This window comes from Candidatus Methylomirabilota bacterium (assembly GCA_027293415.1).
Taxonomy (GTDB): domain Bacteria; phylum Methylomirabilota; class Methylomirabilia; order Methylomirabilales; family CSP1-5; genus CSP1-5.
This window is the reverse complement of sequence record JAPUFX010000076.1, coordinates 1-4323: the sequence shown is the minus strand read 5'-3', so window position 1 is coordinate 4323 and position 4323 is coordinate 1. Positions and strand designations below refer to the sequence as shown.

The window sequence follows — 4323 nt, the reverse complement described above, 5'->3', positions numbered from 1 at the left end:
GAAAAATAAAGTAGTGCCGGGCCATCCTGAACTATGAACTCTGAACCATGAACCCACTGGACTGGCGCGCCTGAGAGGATTCGAACCTCCGACCCACTGCTTAGAAGGCAGTTGCTCTGTCCGTCTGAGCTACAGGCGCATGCTCAGATATTCTGCACACTTATGGCCTGCGAGTCAAGCCCCGCCTGCCCTGACGTGCCCGAAAAAGTGCCCGTCAACCTCCGGGAAGCGTCCTGGAGGTCCGAATCGCTCACGATCGCATAGCGCCGGTACACACTCTCGGTCTTGTGGCCGGTCAGCTTTATCGCCACCGAGCGCGGTACGCTGGCCCGCTCCATGTTTCGCACGGCGGTACGCCGGAAGTCATGTACGAGCATCCACGGCACACCGGCTTTTCTGCACGCCGTCTCCCAGGCCTTGCGAAAGTCTCTGATCCGCTCTCCCTGCAAGCGTCCCGAGAGATGCGGGAACACCCAAGGAATGATTTGCCCCATCTGCTTCGAGAGCCGATCTACCCGATTGAGCTGCTCTGTTAGGACCGTGCGGAGCTCAGGCGTTAGATAGACGACGCGGCCCTCGCGGTTCTTTGTAGTCCCCGGCTCAAGGCGCAGAGTCCCGGCTTTGAGATCAACCTGGCTACGGCGGAGCGTAAGCACTTCGGATCGGACGCGCCATCCGAAGGTATGCCCGATGGCCACGGCCACCTGGATATCCTCCTTGAGTCGGCGGCGCACGGCCTCGTACTGGTCCCGTTCGAAGAACCCCTGGCGTGGCGGGGCCTCCTCGAGCATCTCGATCGGCGGAACGCGCAAAACCCTTCCGTTCTTGTACGCGAGCCTGAACATCCGCTGCAGCAGAGCCAACTCGATGTTGATGGTTCGATTTGATGTGAGTTGCTTCCGACGTGTCATCGCTGCTTGGCGCTGCGCCACGTGGGCAGTAATGACAGGTGGCCCGAGGCTCGCGGCCCTGCGACCACGGAAGAAGCGGTCCAGGTGTGTGAGCCGCTGCTCCACTTCCACCATCGAACGGCGCCCTGTGGTTTTGTAATGCTGGCGCAAGTCGGAAGCTAGCTCGTCATAGATAATCCGGTCGATCCGAGGCGGGATCGGCGCGCCGGTCGCCACAGCACCCTCTCTCAGTTTCAGGAAGCGGCGCGCTTGGCTCTCTTTCTCAGTGCCCGTGCTCTCCCGCACCGGACGCCCGTTCACGTAATACTTAACCCACCACTTGCTACTGAGCTTGCCACTTCTAAGCTTCGGTCGGTATAACCATCCCATCTCATTTCACCCCCTTTCTTTTTTGGCGTTTAGTTAGGTACTCCCTGACTCAGCTCCGTCGCTATCCATTTCTCCAATAATGTGCTTGAAGTTCCCATCAAGATCCTCAAGAACCCCTTCGAGAGCTGCGCGTGCCTCAATAAGGAGCTGCGTGGCTTCTCTGAGTTTTCTTAACTCTTCTTCCTTTAATGCCACCATTCTACTTACCTCCCTTCTTCCGCTTTCGTTTGACGAGCCACCCGCTCACCAACTCCCGGATGATGTCCGTGGCAGACCGGCCTTCCTCAATGGAGGCAATGCGGAGGGCCTTGTGGTCAGCTTCCGGGAGATACACCGGCATAGGCACGATTCGCTCCTCTTTCTTTTGGGGTTTGGGATTCATACTCAAAATATAATACTATGATATTGTAATATCAAGAGGAAAATGCATGGTCAGGGGATGATTCTTGGGGGGAGACGACTTAGCTACTTTCCTCTACGGGGCGCTCCAGATGACCTTCCCGGCCTTGGTCAGCCTTCAACTGGGGCCTCGAGTGGGCATCATGCCGGTAGCACCGTGGTAGCAGGGTCACGGAACGAGTTGATTTGCTGGGGCAGGGTGATGGGGATCTGATTACCAATTAGCAGGCCAGAGGTTCCGCAGAGGCCCGCTGCCTTCTCCTGATACTCTTCATGCTTCACGAATATACGAAGCGTGCGACCAAGAAGCTCTCCAGGTGGAACTGACTTCCCCGAAGTCTATCAACACTCCAGGCTTGTTGGTTTTAACGAGAAGTGGTGTGCCGTCGAAGATCAACTCGACTTTATACGAATGTCCGTGCAACCTATAACACTGGTGACCCTTCGGCCAGTTTTCGAGGCAATGTGCAGCTTCGAAGCGGAACATTTTACATATCTTCATCACTCATATCCTCATAGTCCTTACAATACTCCGCCACTTTCTTCGCCTGTACCGAGTCGGGGAGGGAGGAAGCCATGATGTACTTCGGGCTTCCGTCCTCCTTGCCCCAGTGGTCCTTTGAGCAGTAAGCGAGTATCCCGTTCTTGGTTTTGCAGTGGAGACAATTTATGCAGCTGCGTTCGCTCATGTCAGGCCTCCATGAGGTTAAGCATCTTCTCCCTAACTCCTTCATCTCGAAGCATCTGCTGAGCCTTGACCGTCATGTCTGTGATCTGCTGCCTGTTCTTGACGTATTTGACCGATAATTGCCTCAGCAGACTGCAGAACCGCGCTACGAAGATATCGTTCTTACCCACGTAGCTAGCCAGCGTGTACTCGAGAGATTCTTCGGCAATCGCCGAAGAGACGCCGCCCCTGTAATAAACGAAAAAAGCCATCGCGGGCCGTAGGGGCTGCGAAGAGGGTGGTGCAACGGTTATGCCAAAGGTCGATTAATGGCTACGACTCCCGCGTGGGAGAGTAGAAGCATTCGCATCGTGGGACGTAGATAGACAACGGTAGACCCCTGCAAGGGTAAGCTATCGAAGCCCGGAGGGCAGATTATTCACTTCTATGTGAATAATCCGGGCTAGGTGGCGTTCGCAGGTATAGACCTTAATGAGGAGGGCGGTTGCAGATAGGTTGCGTTTTCGGGTCACGAAATGGTATATTTTGCCGCGTCCTGCACACCCGATTCTTTGAATTTACTGTGTCGAGGCACGTAAGGGGGTCCACTTTGTAGATCTTCTGAATCAGCCTGGCCCAGTTTTGCGGCATGACCTTGCATGTTCAATCGGCTATAATGGTCGGGCATGAAGCCGAAGTACTTGAGAATGCTCCAGCGGATGGCGGAGGACCCCCGGCGGCAGGCGCGCACATGGTCGGTCTACATCCTGCGCTGCCGGGGCGGGACCTACTACACGGGGATCGCCAAGGACGTGCAGGAGCGCCTGAGGAAGCACCAGGCGGGAAAGGGCGCCGCTTACACCCGGACCCGCCTGCCGGTCGAACTGCTTTATGAGGAAAACGGCCTGCCCCGGTCCGAGGCCCTGGTCCGGGAGGCGCGGATCAAGGCCATGCCGCGGGCAAAAAAAGGGCGGCTTGCTCGGAAGAAGGTTTAGTTTCCCACACCCATCCGCTTACGGTTGTACCACCTTTCCCAACCCATCCAAAATATCAACTCTTTCGTAAAACCATCCGTCGAGGATCGCTCTCCTCCCTAGCACCCCCGTTTCCCCTCCATCTCCCGCCGTACCGCCTTGATCTCCTCCAACACTTCCTCGTTGGTCAGCAAGCCCTTCCGCACGAGCACACGATGGAGGGCCTCCTGCTCAACCATACAGGCGCGGAGAAGTTCCTCGAAGGTGACGACTTGGCATGGGTCAAGTTTCTCGGCCATGTTACTTGCCTCACCACGTCTTGTCGACTTTGTAGATCATCCCCATCGCTCAGCCCTCCGATCCTATCCGCCTTCAGCGTTCAATCCTGGCTTCCCACCGTCAATCCATTGCGTTGCCATGCCAATAGCGTATGCCTCGGCTTTATCCTGCGTCGGGAAGGGGTCCGTTCCCTCGGGGTGGTGAAATTGGAATGTGTGAGCATGTCCTTGCTCTCGCCATGTCACCACCGCCTCCGCCGGCCATCCCCCTGATCGATACTCTACTGAGCGTGCTTCAATGTGATGACCTTTATAGATTTTGTGTTTCATCTCGAACCTCGTTTAACTGTCCTGCTTCGTCCCGCCCGCTTTATGCGTCGGTTCTCCCGCTCCACCCGGTCCAGCCGCAGCGCCAGGGTTTCCATCGTTGGCTCGTTCATCACTTCCCCCTCACTTTCCTTCTTCTAAGCCATCTTCTTCTAGTGGTGGCAAACCGCGATGACTCCTTTCATATGGGTCTTTTAGTAACTCTTGCTCCGCTTGGGATAGCGTAAAGGTAATGTCCGTGATAGGGTGATAAACTTCGGCATAATGGACTGGAATCCCCTCACCTTGATGGCGAGCAATCCAACCCGTGAAGAATCCTACTACATGCCTGTATTTCTGCCCTCTAACATTTCCGATCAAATAGCCGATGAATCCGCCGAAAAGCATGAAGAAAACTT

The 4323-nt window shown here is 55.7% G+C and carries 10 protein-coding genes and 1 tRNA gene; 1 reads left to right on the top strand and 10 read right to left on the bottom strand.

Annotation, left to right across the window (positions count from 1 at the left end; translation table 11 throughout):
* Positions 1 to 62: 62 nt before the first annotated feature.
* The 7 genes from O6929_06035 to O6929_06005 form a co-directional block, all read right to left on the bottom strand.
* Positions 63 to 139: transfer RNA gene (locus O6929_06035), tRNA-Arg, on the bottom strand.
* A 4-nt stretch (positions 140 to 143) separates the two neighbouring features.
* Positions 144 to 1280, bottom strand: coding sequence for a site-specific integrase (locus O6929_06030; GenBank protein ID MCZ6479945.1), 1137 nt, complete (start codon positions 1278 to 1280; stop codon positions 144 to 146).
* Between the two features lie 33 nt (positions 1281 to 1313).
* Complete coding sequence (locus O6929_06025; protein MCZ6479944.1) at positions 1314 to 1478, bottom strand: hypothetical protein; 165 nt, start codon at positions 1476 to 1478, stop codon at positions 1314 to 1316.
* A 1-nt stretch (position 1479) separates the two neighbouring features.
* Positions 1480 to 1662, bottom strand: coding sequence for a plasmid partition protein ParG (locus O6929_06020; protein ID MCZ6479943.1), 183 nt, complete (start codon positions 1660 to 1662; stop codon positions 1480 to 1482).
* 288 nt (positions 1663 to 1950) lie between these two features.
* On the bottom strand, positions 1951 to 2166 hold the full coding sequence (locus O6929_06015; GenBank protein ID MCZ6479942.1) for a 6-carboxytetrahydropterin synthase: 216 nt from the start codon (positions 2164 to 2166) through the stop codon (positions 1951 to 1953).
* Position 2167: 1 nt separating this feature from the next.
* Positions 2168 to 2368, bottom strand: a complete 201-nt coding sequence (locus tag O6929_06010; protein MCZ6479941.1) for a hypothetical protein — start codon at positions 2366 to 2368, stop codon at positions 2168 to 2170.
* A gap of 1 nt (position 2369) precedes the next feature.
* Positions 2370 to 2618, bottom strand: coding sequence for a hypothetical protein (locus tag O6929_06005; GenBank protein MCZ6479940.1), 249 nt, complete (start codon positions 2616 to 2618; stop codon positions 2370 to 2372).
* Positions 2619 to 3032: 414 nt separating this feature from the next.
* On the opposite strand from O6929_06005, the gene O6929_06000 reads away from it, so the two are divergent.
* On the top strand, positions 3033 to 3341 hold the full coding sequence (locus tag O6929_06000) for a GIY-YIG nuclease family protein (GenBank protein ID MCZ6479939.1): 309 nt from the start codon (positions 3033 to 3035) through the stop codon (positions 3339 to 3341).
* A gap of 98 nt (positions 3342 to 3439) precedes the next feature.
* On the opposite strand, the gene O6929_05995 is transcribed toward O6929_06000, so the two are convergent.
* From O6929_05995 to O6929_05985, 3 genes are all read right to left on the bottom strand, one after another.
* Positions 3440 to 3619: a hypothetical protein gene (locus O6929_05995; protein MCZ6479938.1), complete on the bottom strand. Its 180-nt coding sequence runs from the start codon at positions 3617 to 3619 to the stop codon at positions 3440 to 3442.
* 63 nt (positions 3620 to 3682) lie between these two features.
* Positions 3683 to 3928: a hypothetical protein gene (locus tag O6929_05990; protein MCZ6479937.1), complete on the bottom strand. Its 246-nt coding sequence runs from the start codon at positions 3926 to 3928 to the stop codon at positions 3683 to 3685.
* 120 nt (positions 3929 to 4048) lie between these two features.
* On the bottom strand, positions 4049 to 4323 hold a 275-nt coding region (locus tag O6929_05985; protein ID MCZ6479936.1), incomplete at its 5' end, for a hypothetical protein.

What these genes read in the sequence shown, in the direction of transcription:
- O6929_06010 (MCZ6479941.1), bottom strand. Translation starts at nt 2,368, where the DNA reads ATGAGCGAACGCAGCTGCATAAATTGTCTCCACTGCAAAACCAAGAAC.
- O6929_06000 (MCZ6479939.1), top strand. Translation starts at nt 3,033, where the DNA reads ATGAAGCCGAAGTACTTGAGAATGCTCCAGCGGATGGCGGAGGACCCC.
- O6929_06020 (MCZ6479943.1), bottom strand. Translation starts at nt 1,662, where the DNA reads ATGAATCCCAAACCCCAAAAGAAAGAGGAGCGAATCGTGCCTATGCCG.
- O6929_05995 (MCZ6479938.1), bottom strand. Translation starts at nt 3,619, where the DNA reads ATGGCCGAGAAACTTGACCCATGCCAAGTCGTCACCTTCGAGGAACTT.
- O6929_06015 (MCZ6479942.1), bottom strand. Translation starts at nt 2,166, where the DNA reads ATGTTCCGCTTCGAAGCTGCACATTGCCTCGAAAACTGGCCGAAGGGT.
- O6929_06005 (MCZ6479940.1), bottom strand. Translation starts at nt 2,618, where the DNA reads ATGGCTTTTTTCGTTTATTACAGGGGCGGCGTCTCTTCGGCGATTGCC.
- O6929_05990 (MCZ6479937.1), bottom strand. Translation starts at nt 3,928, where the DNA reads ATGAAACACAAAATCTATAAAGGTCATCACATTGAAGCACGCTCAGTA.
- O6929_06025 (MCZ6479944.1), bottom strand. Translation starts at nt 1,478, where the DNA reads ATGGTGGCATTAAAGGAAGAAGAGTTAAGAAAACTCAGAGAAGCCACG.
- O6929_06030 (MCZ6479945.1), bottom strand. Translation starts at nt 1,280, where the DNA reads ATGGGATGGTTATACCGACCGAAGCTTAGAAGTGGCAAGCTCAGTAGC.